The sequence below is a fragment of the Streptosporangium sp. NPDC049248 genome (assembly GCF_040678965.1).
Taxonomy (GTDB): Bacteria; Actinomycetota; Actinomycetes; order Streptosporangiales; family Streptosporangiaceae; genus Streptosporangium; species Streptosporangium fukuiense.
Map to the genome: position 1 here is coordinate 162,191 of NZ_JBFAQY010000007.1, position 16,718 is coordinate 178,908.

Consider the following 16,718-nt stretch of genomic DNA (forward strand, 5'->3'; position numbering starts at 1 on the left):
AGAGGACCGGATGCCGAACTCCGACACGCTGGTGTCCATCGTGCTTCCCGTGCGCGACGGCGCCGGGCGGATCGAGGGCGCGGTCCGCTCGGTCCTCGGCCAGGACCACGAACGCCTCCAACTGGTGATCTCCGACAACGCGTCCACGGACGGCACCGAGGAGATCTGCCGCGACCTGGCCGCGACCGACGGCCGGATCGTCTACCGCAGGCATCCGGAGAACGTGGGCCTGTTCGACAACTTCGTCCGTACCGTCGAGCTGGTCGAGGGCGAGTTCTTCCGCTGGGTCGGCGACGACGACCGGCTGGAGCCCGCCTGCGTCTCCCGTTCCCTGAGGGCCTTCGCCGAGGACGACCGGCTCGTCCTGGTCACCACGCAGGTCGCCTACACCGGGCCCGACGGGACGGTCGCGACCGCACCCCTGGAGGGCTCGGAGCTGGCCTCGGACGACCCGGTCGAGCGGTTCACCGGGATGCTGCGGCTGCTCAACGAGAGCCACCTGCTCATCGACCCGCTGTACGGCCTGTTGCGGCGCGAGCCGCTGGCGCGAATCCCCCGGCGGAACATGCTCCGCGAGGACGAGGTGTTCGCGGCGAAGCTGGCGCTGGCCGGACCGTGGGGGCACGTTCCCGAGGTCCTCGCCCACCGCAACTGGAAACACGACACCCTGTCCGCGATCGCCCGCCGCCTCGACGTGCCGCCCTGGAAGGCCCGCTGCTCCACCCTCCTGCAGTGCGGGGAGCTGCTGGGCTGGCTGCGGGGGGCCGGCCTCACCGGCGAGCAGCACCGTCGCGCCCGCGCGGCGGTCCTCGGCATGTACGTGCGCCGCCAGCGGCTCACCGCGGCCCGCCGGGGCCGCAGGCTCGCCCTGATCGCCTCGGGACTGGTCCCCGGCATCCGCTCCGGCGACCCGCTCCGGTGACCCGCAGAAAGGAATTTAAATGACCACCGTCTTCTCCAACAGCGTGGTGGACGACGACACCCGCAGAGAACTGCTCTACCGGGGACAGGTCTTCGTCTACTCGGCGACGCCCGCCTCCACCCTGCTGGCGGCCTTCGCGCGGGAGATGACCGCCGAGGCGTTCGGCGGGCGCGACCCGGAGACCGCACAGTTCGACATGCCGGTCGAGGAGTTCGCCGACCTGCTGGCCCGGCTCAAGCCGCGGTTCATCCACCACCCCCGGTGCAAGGAACTGCTGCCCGCGGTTCTCGAGGAGCTGGGCTGCGACCTGGACCGGACCTACTTCGACGTGCCCCGGCTGCGCACCTCCACCTCCCACGACTACCTCACCTCCGGGATCTCCTACGCCTTCCACCCCCATCGGGACTGCTGGTACTCGGCCCCCTTCAACCAGCTCAACTGGTGGATCCCCGTCTACGAGGTGGTCCCGGAGAACGTGATGGCCTTCCATCCCCAGTACTTCGGCAACCCGGTGCGCAACGGCAGCGCGCGCTACGACTACGCCGAGTGGAACAGGACGAGCCGGCTCACCGCCGCCCGGCACGTGCGCGGCGACACCAGGGAGCAGCCCAGGCCGGAGGAGAACGTCGTGCTCGACCCGCAGGTGCGGGTGGTGCCCGAACCGGGGGGCGTCATGGTGTTCTCCGGCGCCCAGCTGCACTCCACGGTGCCCAACACCTCGGGCAGGACCCGCTTCAGCATCGACTTCCGCACCGTGCACATCGACGACGTGCGTGCCCGTCGCGGCGCGCGCAACGTGGACGCGGCGTGCACCGGCACCACCCTGCGCGACTTCGTGCGCTGCGCCGACCTCGACCCGATGCCGGAGGAACTGGCGCTGGCGTACGAGGCGGAGGCACTGGCCAGGGTCGGGTGAGCGGCGGCCTCCCGGCCACCGACACACCGCAGTAGTGACAAGGAGTTCGTGTGCCGCGACCGATACGCATCGTGTCCCGGGCGTCCGGCGCGCTCGGGAGAGCGGGGAAGACGTAGTGGAGTTCTGGAGGACCGTGCTCGACCTCGCCCGCAGGAAGCGGGTCGGGCTTCCACTGGTCGGCCTGGCGCTGCTCGGCGCCGCGGCCGTCTTCTTCCTGGTGCCCCCGCGTTACCTGGCGAGCACCTCCATGGTGCTGACCACACCCCCCGCGGGAGGGACGACGGAGCCGGACAAGCCACCGGGGCGGAGCAACCCGCTGCTGCAGTTCAGCGACGGCCTCCGGACCACGGCGGGCATCCTCATCCTGTCCATGAACACCGAGGCGGTCGCGGCGGAGCTGGGCGTCGTGAAGGACGGCCCCGTCGAACTGACGATCAACGACGGGCGGACCAACCCCGGCATGCTGGGCATCCTCATGAACGGCCCGTTCGTGTACGTGGAGGTGCGGAGCGACTCCGCCGAGCTCTCCCGTGCCGTCATGGCCAGGACCCAGTCCCGCCTGCGGGCCGAGCTGGTCCGCAGGCAGGAGACGCTCGGCGCCCCCGTCTCCACCTTCATCGGGCTCGTCGAGGTGGTGCCGCCCGCATATCCCGTGATGGACCGGAGCGGCACCTGGAAGGCCATGGGCGGGACGGCGTTCCTCGTCGTCGTCCTCGGCCTCGGCGCCGCGTACGCCGTGGAGCGCCGCAGGGTGTTCCGGGACTCCTCCGGCGGCGAACGGCCGGAGGGGCCGCCCCCGGCCACGGTGGAGATCCCGGACGGAGCGGACCGCGACGACCGCGACGACCGGGGTGACCGGAGCGAGCGCGAGGAGGAGCCCGAGAGCGGCGAGGGGTGCGAGGGGCGGGAGGAGCAGACGGTGTGAGAAGCGGACGAGGCAAGCGGTAGAGGACCTGGTCACCGGCCGGGGAACCGTGCGGTTCTCCGGTCAGGCGGCCTACATCCGGCCAGGAAGGGAGAGGCGTGGACTTCTGGGGGACAGTGCTCATCGTGTTGCGGCGCTGGTACGTCGCCCTGCCGGCGTTCCTGCTCTCCATCGGTGCCGCGGCGGGCGTCTACTCGTCGATTCCGACGCTCTACGTCTCGAACGCGGTGCTCGTGCTGACCATCCCGCCCACCGGCGGAAGCCTGCCGAGCGATCCCGGTCGCCCCAACGGGCTGACCAACCCCCTGCTGAACTTCGACTGGGGCCTGAGCATGTCCGCCTCGATCCTCGTCCAGGTGATCAGCGCGCCGGAGACCGTGGAGTCGCTCGGCGTGCGGCCCGAGGGCGACACCACCTTCACGGTCACCAACGGCAGCACCAACCCGGAGTCGCTGGACGGCGGGCCCTTCGTGTACATCGAGGGCACGAGCAGGTCACCGTCCGAGGCCCGGGACATCGTGACGCGGGTCAGGGACCGGGCGAGGATCGAGCTGGCCGTTCGCCAGCGGCAGTTGAACGCGCCCCCGGCGACCTACATCACGATGAACGAGATGGTGCCGCCGACGGAGCCGCAGCCCCAGCGCACCGGGAAGACCCGGGGGGCCGCCGCGGCCCTGCTTCTCGGAGTGCTCGCCGGCCTCGCCGCGGTGTTCTCCCTGGAGAGCTTCCTCGACGCCCGGAGACGGAGGGGCCGGGTGCCCCCGGCACCGGCGTCCGGGCTGCCCGCCGAGCCCTCCCTGCTGCGGCGTTGAGAGCCCCCGTGGTCCCCGCCTCCCTTGACCGTCCCGGTCTGCGCAGCGCCGACGGGGCGACCCTGGCCGCCGCGTTCGTCGTGGTCCTGATGCTGGTTCCCGCGCGGCTGGTCTTCCGCGGCGTGCCCTTCTCGCTCACCCCGGCCGACGCGGTCGGCCTCTTCGCCGCGCTCTGGTGGTTCTGCGCGCACCTCACCACCACGCTCGGCGCGGCCAAGGGCCCCAACCCCGTGCGCACCGCGCTGTTCGCGTACGCGGTCGCGATGCTGGTCACCTACGGGTACGCCGGTGCCGGGTACCTGCCGCCCGACGAGCTCAACATGGCCGACCACGGCATCGTCCTCGTCGTGGCGACGGTGGGCATCGGGCTCGGGGCGTGCGACGGCATCCGGGGCCGGGAGCGGCTCGACTTCGTGCTGAAGTGCCTCGTGGTCTGTGGCGCGGCCGTCGGGGTGATCGCGGCGCTCCAGTTCGTGCTCGAATTCGACCTGACCAAATATCTGGCCCTTCCCGGCTTCCGATTCACCGCGGAACTGCCCGCGATCCTCGAACGGAACACCCTGCGCCGGGTCGCGGGTACCACGGGGCACCCCATCGAGCTCGGGGTCGTCTGCGCGATGATCACACCTGTCGCGCTGCACTACGCGTTCGGCGCCCGCGACCGGGGCGAGCCCTCCCTGCGCTGGTGGATCTGTTCCGCGCTGATCGGCGCCGGGCTGATGTTCTCCGTGTCGCGGTCGGCGGTCCTCGGGATAGCCGTCGTCGGCGCGGTGCTCCTCGCGGGCTGGCCCGCGCGCAGGCGGCTGTGGGCGGCACTGGGCGGCGCCGGGTTCCTGGTGGTGATGAAGGTGGCCGTGCCCGGCCTGCTCAGCGTGTTCCTCGGGCTGTTCACCAGCCTGTCCAGCGATTCGAGCATCCAGTACCGGACCCACGACTACGCGGTGGCGGTCACCGAGATCGGGAACCACCCCTGGGTCGGCAGGGGGCTGGGCACCTGGTACGCGCCGAAGCACCTGATCTTCGACAACCAGTACATCCTGTCGCTGGTGGAGACCGGGATCATCGGCCTGGTCGCCTTTTCCGGGATCTTCCTGACCGGCCTCTGGGCGGCACTGCGCGTCCGCCGCCTCAGCGCCGACCCCGCCGTGCGGGACCTGGGGCTCGCCCTGGCCGCCTGCCTGGTCGTCCCCCTGGTCGGGGCGGCCACGTTCGACCTGCGCTCGTTCGCGACCGTGACCGGCCTGTCGTTCCTGGTCATCGGAGCCGCGGGCGCGCTGCTGCGCGGCACCCGGCAGCCCGGGAAAGCCGTCGAGAAACCCGTCGAGAAACCCGGTGAGGAGGTCAGTCGACCAGCCGCGCGCGCAGGTCCGCCCAGGAACCCGCGGCCAGATCACGCTCGCTGATCGCGGTGACCGGCATCGGCCACTGGATGCCGAGATCGGGGTCGTCATAACGGACCGAGAGGTCCTCGGCGGGGTCGTGCTCCCGGTCGATCCGGTAGCAGACGTCCGCCTGATCGGTCAGTGCCTGATAGCCGTGCAACAAGCCAGGAGGAACATAGAGATGGACGAACATCTCATCGTCGAGCACCACCGACATCTGGTGGCCGAAGGTCGCCGAGCCCGGCCGGGCGTCGACGAGCACGTCGTACACGGCGCCTCGGGCGCACCTGACGAGCTTGGCCTCCCCCCGTCCGCCCCTGCCGTGCAGCGCCCGGACCGTTCCCAGACGGGACCGCGACTGGCTGTCCTGGACGAACTCGGCGGGCCGCAGCCCGTGGGCGGCGGCGAGTGCGGCGTCGAAGGTACGGGTGAACAGCCCGCGGTCGTCCCTGTGCTGAGCCGGGACGAACAACAGGACACCGTCGATCTCGCCTCGTTCGACTCTCATACCCCTACTTTCCCAATTTCACGGGCTTCCGGCCATCCCAAAGGTGAAAACGATGTTGATCGGAACGGGCCACCGGACTCCGGGGCGGGCCCGGTGACACCGGAGGAGACCCGGGGCCAGAACGGTTCGGCCAAGCCCAAGGGCGTCGGCGGGGCGGGGTTCACGCGTATCAGGGTCGGCGCGGTCGAGGTCATGGCGGTCAGCGAGGCCGAACTGCTCGACCACGTGGCGGCGGAATGGCGGCGGGGACGCGGCGGCGCGATCGTCACCGCGAACGTCGACATCGTCCGCGCCGCCACGCGCGATCCCGACCTGGCCGACCTGGTCGCCCGCTCGGAGATCGTGGTCGCCGACGGCATGCCGGTGGTCTGGGCCGCGGGGCTCGCCGGACCGGCCCTGCCCTGCCGGGTCACCGGGGCCGCGCTCGTGCACTCCCTGGCCGGGCGCGCCGCCCGCGAGAACCGCTCGGTCTACCTGCTCGGCGGGGAGCCGGGCGTGCCGGAGGCCGCGGCCCGCGCCCTCGCCGGACGCTGCCCCGGACTGCGGGTGGCGGGCACCTGCTCGCCGCCCTTCGGGTTCGACTCCTCGCCGGAGGGGGTGCGTGAGGTGGTCGCCGGGGTGGTCGCCGCCGCACCGGACCTCGTCCTCGCCGGACTGGGCTTCCCCAGGCAGGAGAGGGTCATCGCCGCCCTCCGTGCCGAGCTGCCCGGCGCCTGGTACCTCGGCTGCGGAGCCGGCATCCCGATGGCGGCCGGGCGGTTCCGCCGCGCCCCGGGGCCGGTCCAGCGGGTGGGCGCCGAGTGGCTGTACCGGCTCGCCCTGGAACCGCGCCGGCTGGCCCGCCGCTACCTGCGGGACGACGCGCCGTTCGCGGTCGCCCTCCTCGCCGGCGCGCTGCGCACCCGCCTGACGTCGAGGCACCGCGGATGAACGGCTCCGACATGGCTGTTCAGGCCCGGCCCCGGCTCACCGTGGTGATCGTCACGTATTTCAGCGGTCAGGTCATCGAGGGGTGCCTGCGCTCACTCGGGGCGGCGCTGGCCGGCGCCGGTCCGGCACGGGTCGTGGTGGTGGACAACGCCTCGGCGGACGACACCGTCGAGCGGGTACGCGAGGCCGCGCCGGCGGCCGAGGTGATCCAGACCGGGCGCAACGCCGGCTTCGCCGCCGGGGTGAACGCGGGCATCGCCGCCGCGGCCGGCTGTGACGTGCTGGTGCTGAACCCGGACATCCGGCTCGCACCCGGTTCGGTGCTCCTGCTCAGGCAGGCGCTCGCCGTGCCGGGGACCGGGATCGCCGCCCCCCGGCTCACCGCCGAGACGGGCGAGCTCCACCTCTCCCTGCGCAGGCGGCCCACCGTGCCGAGGGCGCTGGGTGAGGCGCTGCTCGGCGGCCGGCGGGCCGGGCGGATTCCCCCGCTCGGCGAACTGGTCGTGGAGCCGGCCGCCTACCGCAGGCCGCACACCGTCGACTGGGTGACCGGCGCGGCCTGGCTGGTCTCCCGGGCCTGCCTGGACGCCCTGGGCCCCCTCGACGAGCGCTACTTCCTCTACTCGGAGGAGACCGAGTACATGCTCAGGGCCGGGGAGGCGGGGTTCGCGGTCCGGTACGAGCCCCGGGCCGTGGCCGTGCATCTCGGTGGCGAGCAGTCCACCTCAAGCCGGCTGTGGGCGCTGTCGGCGGCCAACCGGGTCCGGATGCACCGCGAGCGGTACGGTCGCCCGCGCGGGCGGCTGATGCGGCTGGCCGTCGGGCTCAACGAACTGGTCCGCGCGGTGGCCAGGGGCGGCGAGGGCGGGAGAAGGCATCGGGCCGCCCTGCGCGGGCTGGTCGCGATGCGCGAGTGGCCGCCCAGGCCCGGCGAGGAGGCGGACTCCCCGGTCCGTGAGCCGGCCCCCTCGTCCCCTGAGCAGGTCTCCTTCGCCCACGGGAAGGCACTGCCCGTCCGGGAAAGGACCTCCCCCGCTCAGGAGCGGGCTCTTCCTGGCCGGACGGAGGCCTTTCCCGCTCGGGAGGCGGGCTCACCCGGCTACGTCTGCTTCTCGGCGCAGGACTGGTGGTACCACAACCGGGCGCACTCGGACTTCCAGCTCATGCGCTCGATCGCCGCCCACCGGAAGGTCCTCGTGGTCAACAGCATCGGGATGCGGATGCCGACGCCGGGCAGGTCCACGCAGGTGCTGCGGCGCGTCGGGCGCAAGCTGCGCAGCGTCGCGATGCTGGTCAGGAGGCCGCTGCGTGAGCTGCCCGGCTTCTACGTGATGTCCCCGCTGCCGCTGCCCTTCTACGGGTCACCGCTGGTCAGGCGGGTGAACGCGCTGCTGGTCCGGGCACAGGTGCTGGCCGTCTCGCGGGCACTGGGGCTGCACCGGCCTGTGATCATGGTGACCATCCCCACGGCGTGGGACGTGGTGCGCCCGATGCGCAGGCAGGCGCTGGTGTTCAACCGCTCCGACCGGCACTCGTCGTTCCCCGAGTCCGACCGGCCGACCATCGAGGCGATGGAACGCGGCCTGCTGGAGCGTTCCGACCACGTGGTCTACGTCAGCACCGCGCTGATGGACGAGGAGCGCCGGCTGACCGGCGACCGCGCGTACTTCCTCGACCACGGGGTGGACACCGACCACTTCCGGCGGCGTCCGGAGAGCGAGCAGCCCGCCGACATTCGCGCGATTCCCGGACCGAGGGTGGGCTTCTTCGGCGCGCTCGACGACTATCTGGTGGATTTCCACCTTCTGGAACGGATGGCCAGGGAACTGCCCGACGTGTCGCTGGTTCTGATCGGTGACGCTACGGTCCCGATGGAACGGCTCACCCGGCATCCGAATGTGCACTGGCTCGGATTCAGGCCGTACGAAAGCATTCCCGGCTACGGCTCCGGGTTCGATGTCGCGATCATGCCATGGCTCGACAATCCATGGATAAAGCATTCGAACCCCATCAAACTCAAGGAATACCTCGCGCTGGGCCTGCCGGTGGTCAGCACCGATTTCCAGGAACTCGTGAACTATGCCGATCGAGTGAGAATCGCCGCGAGCGGTGACCTTTTCCTGGATGCTGTCCGTGCGACATTGCGTGAGGGGGGCCTGCGGCCGGCCGACGACCTACGGGGGTCCGTGCTCGGTGCGTCCTGGTCGTCGCGTGCGGCACAACTGATGGCGCTCGCCGAGCCGCCATCGGGCCCGCGCTCGTCGGGCCCGCGCTCGTCAGGTCCGCGCTGAGGAGGACGGGGTCATGGGGGCTGGAAGGCACGGACGGATGAGGGGCCGCCGGTCCGGGCGGTCGCTGCCGGTGCTGGCCGGGGTGGGGGCCGCCTCGGTGACGATGGCGATGCTCGGGTTCTGCTCGGTCGACGCGCCCGCCGACCAGGCCGGACGCCCGCTCGCGGACACCTCGACCGGTGCCCCGGCACGTGGCGACGCGCCGCGGGGGAGGGCACCGGGGGGCACCGCCCGGGCCGCCGGTCACGCGTGGCCTGTGACGGCCGCGCGGGTGCCGTGGGAGGGCGGTCCCGCCTACTACGGGCGGTTCGCCGCGCCCACCGCGGCGGGCTGGACGAAGCCGTCGTTCTTCCCGGTCGGCGTCTGGTTCGAGTCTGTGATCAGCCAGGCCGACGTGAACCGGGACAGGGCCGCCGGGATCAACACGTACGTGGAGCTGACCGAGACCAGCGACATGGCACTGGTGCGGAAGAACGGGATGTCGGCGCTGACGAACGTCCCGCTGCCCGGCTACGGCAGCGAGACGGTGGGCTGGCTGCTCGACGACGAGGTCGACATGTGGGCGAAGGCGGGGGACGCGGGGTGGACCGGCAACCATCCCGGCGAGGGCCCCCTGTGCGTCCCGGAAGATCAGGGGTGCGGTTTCACGGTGCTGCGCGCCCAGCAGGACCGGCTCCCGAAGGGCGACGGAAGGCTGCACTACGCCAACTACGGCAAGGGCGTGATGATGTGGGAGAAGGACGCGGACGCCGCCGCGTTCGTCAACCGCTTCACCGACGCCGTCTCGGCCGACGTCTACTGGTACACCAGCGCGAGCGCCTGTCTGGACGGGCAGAACTTCCTGGCACTGCCGGTCGCCAGGTGCCGCAGGGCCGCCAACTACGGCGCCGTCATCGACCGCCAGCGCGAGCTGGACGCGCTGGACGGCCGCCGCCAGCCGATCTACGGTTTCGTCGAGGTCGGCTGGCCGGCCGAGAACGACACCCGGGCGATCCGGCCGGAACAGGTGACGGGCGCGGTGATGAACTCGCTGATCCACGAGGCCCGGGGCATCGTCTACTTCAACCACAACTTCGGTGGCCCCTGCCACTCCCAGCACGTGCTGCGCGAGGGGTGCGGCAAGGCGGTCAGGCCCGCGGTGGCCGAGATCAACCGGCGGATCAGGAAGCTCGCCCCGGTGTTGAACACCCAGTCGTACGCGCACCGCTTCGGCCCCGGCCTGGACACCATGCTCAAATACCACCGGGGCTCGTACTACGTCTTCGCGATGCCCGGTGGGAAGGCGGCGCCGGGCAGGCGCACGTTCACGCTGCCGCGCGGGACGCGGGCCACCCGCGCCGAGGTCCTCTTCGAGAACCGGACGCTCCGCGTCGACGGCAAGGGCCGCTTCACCGACTCCTTCGCCGCCGAACACTCCCACCACATCTACCGGATCACGCCTTAGCGTCCTGCGCCTGAAACTCGTCGTGAGTCGTGAGAGGGAAGACGCCAGCGGGCCCAGATGGTTTTGCCGGGGTGGTCGGGGTGGGGGGTGACGCCGATGTCGTGGGCGAGGGCCTTGACGATGGTCAGGCCGCGGCCGTGCAGGGACTCGGGATCGAGGGTGAGGTGGCGGGGCTGTCCGGAGCCCTTGTCGGTGACCTGGACCTGGAACTCGTCCGCGTTCGTCCACAGGGAGAGCCTGACCACCGGCTCGCCGTGGACGATCGCGTTGGCGAGCAGTTCTCCGGCCACCAGGACGGCGTCGTCGACGAGGTGGTGCAGCGCCCAGGCGGTGAGGGTCTCGCGCACCATGGCGCGGGCCTTGCCGACGATCGGCAGGTCATGCGGCAGATCCCAGCAGACGGTGCGCGGGTCGTCCATGGGGCGCTGGTCGGCGGACGTCTGCGAGGCGTCGGGGAACTGCGGGTCGTACGGAGTGTGAGGGTGCTCCAAGGACTGAGGGTGGTTCAGGGCCTGCGGATGTTGTGGGGTATCCGGGGTCTCGGGCATGGGCCCTCCTTGGGGTGGCGGTGTGGTGTCTTCGGCCTCGCGCATCAGGGCGCGTAGCCCGTCGACGGTGCGGGCCTGCACGATCAGGGGGGTGGGGGCGGGCCGGCCGGCGACGGCGTGGAAGTGCCGGGTGCCGGGTGCCGGGGCCGTACCAGACGGTCCAGGCGGGCTCGATCTGGTCGAGTTGTTCGGCGGCGGCGCGTTCGGCCGGGTCCCAGGGCCGGGGGGCGACCTGCGTGGTGGCCGTTCCTCGCCGGTGCCGTCCGCTCTGCCTGGGCCGGGGGTCGCTGTTCATGCCGTCGCTCCCTGCCGGTACGGGGTGTGCCTGCCGGAGGGGGTACGGGTGCTCGGCGGCCGTCCACGCCGGTACGGCACGGCGGCCGTGGTCACGGCCTGCTCCGGCCGCCGGTGCCGACCGGGGGAGACCTCCGAAGACCACGCGGGGAAAGCGGCGGGGGCCGTGGGGCCGGGGACCGTGGGGCCGGGGATCGCGCGGATGGGCGTCGTGACCGGTGGGCGGCCGGAGAGGTCGAGGCGGCGGCGGATGGTCATCCGGGCGTGCACCTGGGCGGGGGTGGGCTGCTCCCAGTGGTGGTGGGCGCGGTGCGGCAGGCTGGCGGCCTCGTGCGCGTACGGCGGGTGACCGCACCAGCGACACCCGAGCGGCATCGGCGGCCGGTCCGTGTGCCAACGCACCCGGATCGGCCTGGGGTTTCCTCTAGGGTTGTGCATCGGGTCGGACCTCCGCTGTCCGGTCGAGGGGCTTGTCATGGCGTGCCGTGCCATGGCAAGCCCCGCCTTGTTTGTGGGTTAAGGGCGATGTGCCAGGGGGGCGCCCGCCTTGCGGGAGGTGACGTCCGCCCCTTCCAGAGGACTTACTCAGTGGTGACAGGTGCGTATCCGGTAGAGGCATGAAGTGCGGCCAGGAGTGCGTTTTCCAATGAATCGATGGACATTTCCACCCCTCTTATCCGGACATACCTGGTGATTTTTTCGACGACTTTGGGCGACTGCCCTCCATGCGCCTGAGAGGGCCGCTCCGATGGTTTTTTCGCTCTCCCGGGTCACTTCACAGGATGCCTCGGGATGACTACTTTGGGTATTGAAAGTTCCAGCACATTGCTGCACAGCTTGTATTGAAGCTGTGTTCTTGTGCTGACGGAGTAGCCTTCCCCGTCGGACGGAGCTGAAATGTCCGCAACCCCCACTTCTGGCCCGTTCACGAGGCCATTGGCTGTTTTCGGTGCCGAGCTACGCAGGCGCCGAAGGATGGCCGGCCTGTCGCAGGATCGGCTAGCAGAAATCACCCAATTCAGTCAAAGTCTGATCGGTTTCATCGAAAGGGGTGAGCGCACCCCAAGCCGCAACTTCGCTCAACGCTGCGACGATGCCCTGGAAGCAAACGGGGAACTTGTCGGTCTGTGGGAGCAGGTCACCCGAGGGGCGAGCCCTCGGTGGTTCCGGGGATGGCTTGATGTTGAACCGGTAGCGCACACGCTGCATACTTGGCAGCCGCTTGTTGTGCCGGGCCTTCTCCAGACTGAGGCTTATGCGCGAGCGGTTATTCGCGGTGAGCCAGGCATATCCGACGAGCAGGTAGAAAAGGCCGTCGCGGCTCGTATGGAGAGACAGAAGATCTTGTCTCGATCTGCGCCGCCAATGCTCTGGGTTATTCTCGACGAGGGAGTCTTGCAGCGCCCGATCGGCGGCAAAGAGGTTATGCGACACCAACTCCATCATCTTCTGGAGATGCTTGATCGACCTCGGGTCGGTATTCAGATCGTGCCTTTGGCGCTTGGGTCGACCACGGGGACCTCGGGTGGCTTCGTGATCGCACAGCTTCCGGAAAACCCGGATATGGTATATGCCGAGTCTGTAGCTCACGGGCACGTGACAAATCGGCCGGAAGACGTCGGGGCCATCCGTGCCCGATACGACACCATCCGAGCTGAGGCAAACCCTCAGTATGTCTCGATCGAGTTGATCAGAGAGGCAGAGAAGCTGTGGATTTGAGTGATGAGTTGAGGGGCGCGGCCTGGCGTAAGGCCACCAAGAGTGCGTCAAACCAGGGTGATTGCCTGGAGGTTGCTCCGTTGTCGGGTGGTCGGGTGGGCCTGCGGGACACGGAGGCTCCCGAGCGGGCGCCGTTCGTGGTGAGTGCGAGTGTCTGGGACGCCTTCATCGACGGCGCCAAGAAGGGCGAGTTCGACTTCTGACTCCGCTCCCGGAGACAAGGAAGCCCTCGACCAGGTGGCCGAGGGCTTCTGGCGTCGTACGGGCTATGCCACGGTGTATTCGACGTCACCGAAGTCGGCCACGACGCGCAGCCGTCCGCCGAGAGCCTCGACGTAGGAGCGCAGGGTCGCCACTTCAACACGATCGACCTCCCCGTGTTCGATAGCCGAGACTCTCGGCCCGGAGACCCCCATGGTGGTGGCGACGTCGCGTTGAGTCAGATCCTGCTCACGCCTGATCTCCGCGAGCTTGTGCGCCCTGACCTCGGCGGCGAGCTGCTCCATCGCGGCGGACTTCTCACCATCCGACTGCACGGGCAGTCCCGCAGCCTGGCGTCGCTCCCGCGCCCGCTGCTTCACCTCGTCCCAGTTGACCGCGCTCATTCGTACTCCCTGCTGGCCAGCTCCGCTATGTGCTCGGCGTACCGTTTCTCCGCCATCGGTATGTTCGTGTCATACCAATGGTCCCAGTTGCCGGCCTTGTCGCCCGCAACCAGAAGCACCGCCCGGCGAACCGGGTCGAATGCGAACAGAATGCGGATCTCACTTCCTTTCGACGAACCAGGTCGCAACTCTTTCAGATGGTGGTTGTCGGCTCCCTTGATGCGATCCACCAGTGGTCGGCCAAGTGTTGGCCCGGTCTGCGCCAGCATGTCTATGGCGTTTTCGACCTGCTCGGCGCTGTCCCAGTCGTCCTGGCATAACCGGTCGTACCAGTCGGCGACCTCGGCAACCAGCACGACCTGCCATCCAGCTCCATCCATAGCTTAACCCTGGCATTAAGTCAGCAGCAAGGGGGCACTTTTCTGATCAGAGGAGCAACTCGTCTGCTCTACTTCTACCAACTCGTCCGTTAGTGGCCGCTTGCGGGTATGGGCCGTCCAGAAGACGGGAAAGCCGTCCACACCAGATACAGCGCTCCGGAGCGGGGCCATCGAGTTGATCAGAAAGGCGGAGAAGCTGTGGATCTGAGTGACGAGTTGAAGAGCGCGGCCTGGCGTAAGGCCACCAAGAGTGCGTCAAACCAAGGGAACTGCCTGGAGGTGGCTCCGTTGTCGGGGGGCAGGGTGGGCCTGCGGGACACGGAGGCTCCCGAGCGGGCGCCGTTCGTGGTGAGTGCGAGTGTCTGGGACGCCTTCATCGACGGCGCCAAGAAGGGCGAGTTCGACTTCTGACTCCGCTCCCGGAGACAAGGAAGCCCTCGACCAGGTGGCCGAGGGCTTCTGGCGTCGTACGGGCTATGCCACGGTGTATTCGACGTCACCGAAGTCGGCCACCACGCGCAACCGTCCACCGAGAGCCTCGATGTAGGGGAGAACCACGCGAGGCGTTCGAAGCCCGAGGAGACCTTGCTCAGGAAAGATCGATGACGAGATCGGGAGTGGCGATGCCGATCTCGCCTTCGTATTCGGCCTCGGCGGCGGCTCGCGCGGCTGTGGCGTCCGTACCCGGCTGCAGGTGAGTCAGCAACAGGTGTCGGACATCGGCTTCCCTGGCCTGTCGGCCTGCCTGGCGGGCGCTCGACAGGTTGCGCCGCGAACCCTCAGGGACCCGGTCCGCATAGGTGGCCTCGGCCAGAAACAGGTCGGCGCCGCGTGCCAACTCCACCACCTCGGGGCTCGGGCCGGTGTCGCCGGTGTACGCGAGCACCCGCTCGCCCGCCGTCAGCCGTACGCCGGCATTGGGCACCGAGTGCGGCAGCAGGCGGGTCTGCGCATGGAACGGGCCGATGTCGATCCGGTCGCCGGCGGTGAACTCGCGCAGGACATGGGCGTCGGTCAGCATTCCCGGGCGGTCCAGTGCGAGCACCGCGTCCAGGGCGCCGGGCAGTGAGTACACCGGCAGGGGAGCCGGCGGATCGTCACGGAACGCACGTGCCCGCAACAGCGGGTTCAGATCGGCGCAGTGATCGGGATGTCCGTGGCTGACGAACACCGCGTCGACCTGATCAGCGGTGACCCGTTCCAGTAGCCGCGGCACCGTCGCGTACCCGGGGTCGACGAGCAGCCTGAACCCGTCGTGCTCCACGAGATAACCGCTGCAGGCCTGGCCCGCTCCCGGCCACGCACCGCATCCGCCAAGGATTGTCAGCAGCATCCACGAACCCTAACGGCCGGTTCGCCGACCGTGGCGCGTCCGTGAGTGCAGACGAGGAACTCCGGTCGTGTACGGATCGGACCGACCGGAGGCGAGCAGTGGGTGCGTCTTCTGATGGCGCGCGAGCGTGCGCTCCAGCCGCTGTGCCGAGACAGGCGACCCGAGTTCGACGACGAGCGAGAACTGCACTGGGTTGCGACAGAGGTCGATAACGCGTTCGAACGCCCCTGACAGGCGCACGACCGGGCGTGCTTGAAAGTCGCGCATGCGTCCTCGGTGTCGTTGTGTCGATGGGGCGGGCGCGTCAGCGCTCAGACTGCTCGGCCCCGATGCGGCCGCTTGTGACGGCGTCGGCGGCCATGCGGAGCGTGTCGGTCTCGAACGTGAGCCGTAAGGCGTCGGCGGGGAGCGCGCGCTCGATGAGGAGGCCGTTGAGGACGGATGCCAGGAACCGTGCGCGTCGCTCGACGTCGTTCGCCGGAACCGCGCCTTCGTCGGCGAGGACGGTCAGCCAGCGCTCGATGCGGTGCAGTCCCAGTCGCTCCAGCGAACGGTACGTGGCGACCTGGTCATCCGTCGGGTCGGACGCGATGTACGTCTCGTGGATCGCGCGCCAATGCTCGCGTGCCCGATCTCCGGTACCGACCTGCGAGAGCAGTTGTCGCAGGCACGCGACGAGGCGTTCTACCGGTGCTCGTTCGGTGTCGAGGATGGGATCGTCGGGGATGTCGATGTCGTAGATGCCGGCGACGACGGTGTCGATGAGCTCCCGTTGCGTCGGGAAGAAGTGGCGAAGCGAACCCATGCTGACGCCTGCTCGCGCAGCGACTCCCCGGACGCTCAGCCGAGCACCCGGGTCCTCTCCGAGCATGGTCGCCGCGGCGATCAGGATCCTGTCGCGAGTGTCTCGTTTCGTTGGACGGTCGTGCATCGTCGGAACCTCCTACCCCCATTTTTAGCACAGTGTGCTAGCTTCAATGAAGTAGCACAGCGTACTAGTGATGCTGTGGGTGAAGACAGACCGAAGACAGGAGGTTCTCGGGTGGCGTTCGGAGGATGGCGCAACCGTCGCGCAGCACGGCGCGTGCGCCCTGGCAACGGCGAGCCGCTGCCGCGCTTCCGCTGGTGGCAGCTGCTGAGCAGGTCTGTGCGCACGCTGACGCTTCGCGCACCAGACGGCACCGTGTCCACCTATGCGGTCGACGTCCGTCAGATGGGTGATCGCGACGACGGCGCGGTACGCGCGCGGCTCTACCGCGACGGCGCACTCGTTTCGCTCTCGACAACGCCGGCTCGCTTCCCCGTGCCGGGCGGTCACATCGAGGTCGTCGTCGGCACCTACGGCTTACGACGCTGCCACTACGTGCGGGTCGATGGTACTGAGGCGCAGTTGACGCCTCATCCCGCTTCCGCCGAGGGGCGACGCGCTCACCTGCATCGGACGCACCCGGGGCTGAGCCGCCTCGTCGGCGTCGTCTCGACACTGCTCGTGCTCGTCGGGATCGGCGTGGCCATGCCACAACTCGTCGAGACCATCTCGCACATTCCGCCCGTTGCGGATGCACTCGGGACATTCGATCTCCCTGTGCACGTCCCGGTCGAGGCGAACCTCGCCGCCGTCATCGCAGCGGTCGCGGGCAGCACCGAGCGCGCACTGCGACTGCGTTCGAACTGGCTCGACTCTCTCGCGAGCTGACCGTGAGGACCAT

The 16,718-nt window shown here is 69.6% G+C and carries 19 protein-coding genes; 12 read left to right on the forward strand and 7 right to left on the reverse strand.

The genetic code is table 11. The features are described from left to right. The first annotated feature begins 10 nt into the window (after positions 1-10). From AB0K21_RS16155 to AB0K21_RS16175, 5 genes are all read left to right on the forward strand, one after another. On the forward strand, positions 11-922 hold the full coding sequence (locus tag AB0K21_RS16155) for a glycosyltransferase family 2 protein (protein ID WP_343978592.1): 912 nt from the start codon (positions 11-13) through the stop codon (positions 920-922). 19 nt (positions 923-941) lie between these two features. Further along, positions 942-1,838, forward strand: coding sequence for a hypothetical protein (locus AB0K21_RS16160; protein ID WP_343978589.1), 897 nt, complete (start codon positions 942-944; stop codon positions 1,836-1,838). 115 nt (positions 1,839-1,953) lie between these two features. Further along, a complete protein-coding gene (locus AB0K21_RS16165) occupies positions 1,954-2,763 on the forward strand; it encodes a hypothetical protein (protein WP_343978586.1) in 810 nt (269 codons plus the stop codon). A 98-nt stretch (positions 2,764-2,861) separates the two neighbouring features. After that, positions 2,862-3,575, forward strand: coding sequence for a hypothetical protein (locus tag AB0K21_RS16170; RefSeq protein ID WP_364150558.1), 714 nt, complete (start codon positions 2,862-2,864; stop codon positions 3,573-3,575). Then, entirely contained in the window at positions 3,572-4,978 is a 1,407-nt protein-coding gene (locus AB0K21_RS16175; protein WP_364150561.1) for an O-antigen ligase family protein, read from the forward strand. Before AB0K21_RS16170 ends, AB0K21_RS16175 begins: the two co-directional genes overlap by 4 nt. Here AB0K21_RS16175 and rfbC read toward each other — a convergent pair. Then, complete coding sequence (gene rfbC / locus AB0K21_RS16180; RefSeq protein WP_343978577.1) at positions 4,917-5,465, reverse strand: dTDP-4-dehydrorhamnose 3,5-epimerase; 549 nt, start codon at positions 5,463-5,465, stop codon at positions 4,917-4,919. The genes AB0K21_RS16175 and rfbC overlap by 62 nt on opposite strands. A 93-nt stretch (positions 5,466-5,558) precedes the next feature. Between rfbC and AB0K21_RS16185 the strand changes: the two genes are divergently transcribed. Genes AB0K21_RS16185 through AB0K21_RS16195 form a run of 3 tightly spaced genes read left to right on the forward strand, consistent with a single transcriptional unit; the run spans position 5,559 to position 10,130 of the window. Further along, positions 5,559-6,395 (forward strand): WecB/TagA/CpsF family glycosyltransferase, encoded by an 837-nt coding sequence (locus AB0K21_RS16185; protein ID WP_343978574.1) that lies wholly within the window; start codon positions 5,559-5,561, stop codon positions 6,393-6,395. A gap of 11 nt (positions 6,396-6,406) precedes the next feature. After that, the gene (locus tag AB0K21_RS16190; protein ID WP_364150565.1) at positions 6,407-8,686 is read left to right on the forward strand and encodes a glycosyltransferase; all 2,280 of its coding nucleotides are present in this window, start codon (positions 6,407-6,409) and stop codon (positions 8,684-8,686) included. 13 nt (positions 8,687-8,699) lie between these two features. Further along, the gene (locus AB0K21_RS16195; RefSeq protein WP_343978568.1) at positions 8,700-10,130 is read left to right on the forward strand and encodes a hypothetical protein; all 1,431 of its coding nucleotides are present in this window, start codon (positions 8,700-8,702) and stop codon (positions 10,128-10,130) included. On the opposite strand, the gene AB0K21_RS16200 is transcribed toward AB0K21_RS16195, so the two are convergent. Together AB0K21_RS16200 and AB0K21_RS16205 are read right to left on the reverse strand one after the other, a co-directional pair. Further along, positions 10,127-10,621, reverse strand: coding sequence for an ATP-binding protein (locus tag AB0K21_RS16200; protein ID WP_364150568.1), 495 nt, complete (start codon positions 10,619-10,621; stop codon positions 10,127-10,129). The genes AB0K21_RS16195 and AB0K21_RS16200 overlap by 4 nt on opposite strands. A 348-nt stretch (positions 10,622-10,969) precedes the next feature. Next, positions 10,970-11,374 carry a hypothetical protein gene (locus AB0K21_RS16205; protein ID WP_364150571.1) on the reverse strand — a complete coding sequence of 135 codons (405 nt, stop codon included), beginning with the start codon at positions 11,372-11,374 and terminating at the stop codon, positions 10,970-10,972. Positions 11,375-11,869: 495 nt separating this feature from the next. On the opposite strand from AB0K21_RS16205, the gene AB0K21_RS16210 reads away from it, so the two are divergent. Continuing rightward, positions 11,870-12,691 carry a helix-turn-helix transcriptional regulator gene (locus tag AB0K21_RS16210; protein WP_343983808.1) on the forward strand — a complete coding sequence of 274 codons (822 nt, stop codon included), beginning with the start codon at positions 11,870-11,872 and terminating at the stop codon, positions 12,689-12,691. Beyond that, entirely contained in the window at positions 12,682-12,894 is a 213-nt protein-coding gene (locus AB0K21_RS16215) for a DUF397 domain-containing protein (protein ID WP_364150574.1), read from the forward strand. Before AB0K21_RS16210 ends, AB0K21_RS16215 begins: the two co-directional genes overlap by 10 nt. 63 nt (positions 12,895-12,957) lie before the next feature. Here AB0K21_RS16215 and AB0K21_RS16220 read toward each other — a convergent pair whose 3' ends face one another. Both AB0K21_RS16220 and AB0K21_RS16225 read right to left on the reverse strand, forming a co-directional pair. Continuing rightward, positions 12,958-13,296 carry an XRE family transcriptional regulator gene (locus AB0K21_RS16220; RefSeq protein ID WP_343983814.1) on the reverse strand — a complete coding sequence of 113 codons (339 nt, stop codon included), beginning with the start codon at positions 13,294-13,296 and terminating at the stop codon, positions 12,958-12,960. Further along, positions 13,293-13,652, reverse strand: coding sequence for a type II toxin-antitoxin system RelE/ParE family toxin (locus tag AB0K21_RS16225; protein WP_343983811.1), 360 nt, complete (start codon positions 13,650-13,652; stop codon positions 13,293-13,295). The genes AB0K21_RS16220 and AB0K21_RS16225 overlap by 4 nt, the downstream gene beginning before the upstream one ends. Before the next feature lie 222 nt (positions 13,653-13,874). Between AB0K21_RS16225 and AB0K21_RS16230 the strand changes: the two genes are divergently transcribed. Continuing rightward, a complete protein-coding gene (locus tag AB0K21_RS16230; RefSeq protein WP_364150579.1) occupies positions 13,875-14,087 on the forward strand; it encodes a DUF397 domain-containing protein in 213 nt (70 codons plus the stop codon). Positions 14,088-14,265: 178 nt separating this feature from the next. On the opposite strand, the gene AB0K21_RS16235 is transcribed toward AB0K21_RS16230, so the two are convergent. Next, entirely contained in the window at positions 14,266-15,009 is a 744-nt protein-coding gene (locus tag AB0K21_RS16235) for an MBL fold metallo-hydrolase (RefSeq protein ID WP_364150582.1), read from the reverse strand. 304 nt (positions 15,010-15,313) lie between these two features. Next, positions 15,314-15,940: a TetR/AcrR family transcriptional regulator gene (locus AB0K21_RS16240; RefSeq protein WP_343965026.1), complete on the reverse strand. Its 627-nt coding sequence runs from the start codon at positions 15,938-15,940 to the stop codon at positions 15,314-15,316. Between the two features lie 111 nt (positions 15,941-16,051). Here AB0K21_RS16240 and AB0K21_RS16245 point away from each other — a divergent pair, with 111 nt between their 5' ends. After that, complete coding sequence (locus tag AB0K21_RS16245) at positions 16,052-16,705, forward strand: hypothetical protein (protein ID WP_364150585.1); 654 nt, start codon at positions 16,052-16,054, stop codon at positions 16,703-16,705. The last annotated feature ends 13 nt before the right edge of the window (positions 16,706-16,718 follow it).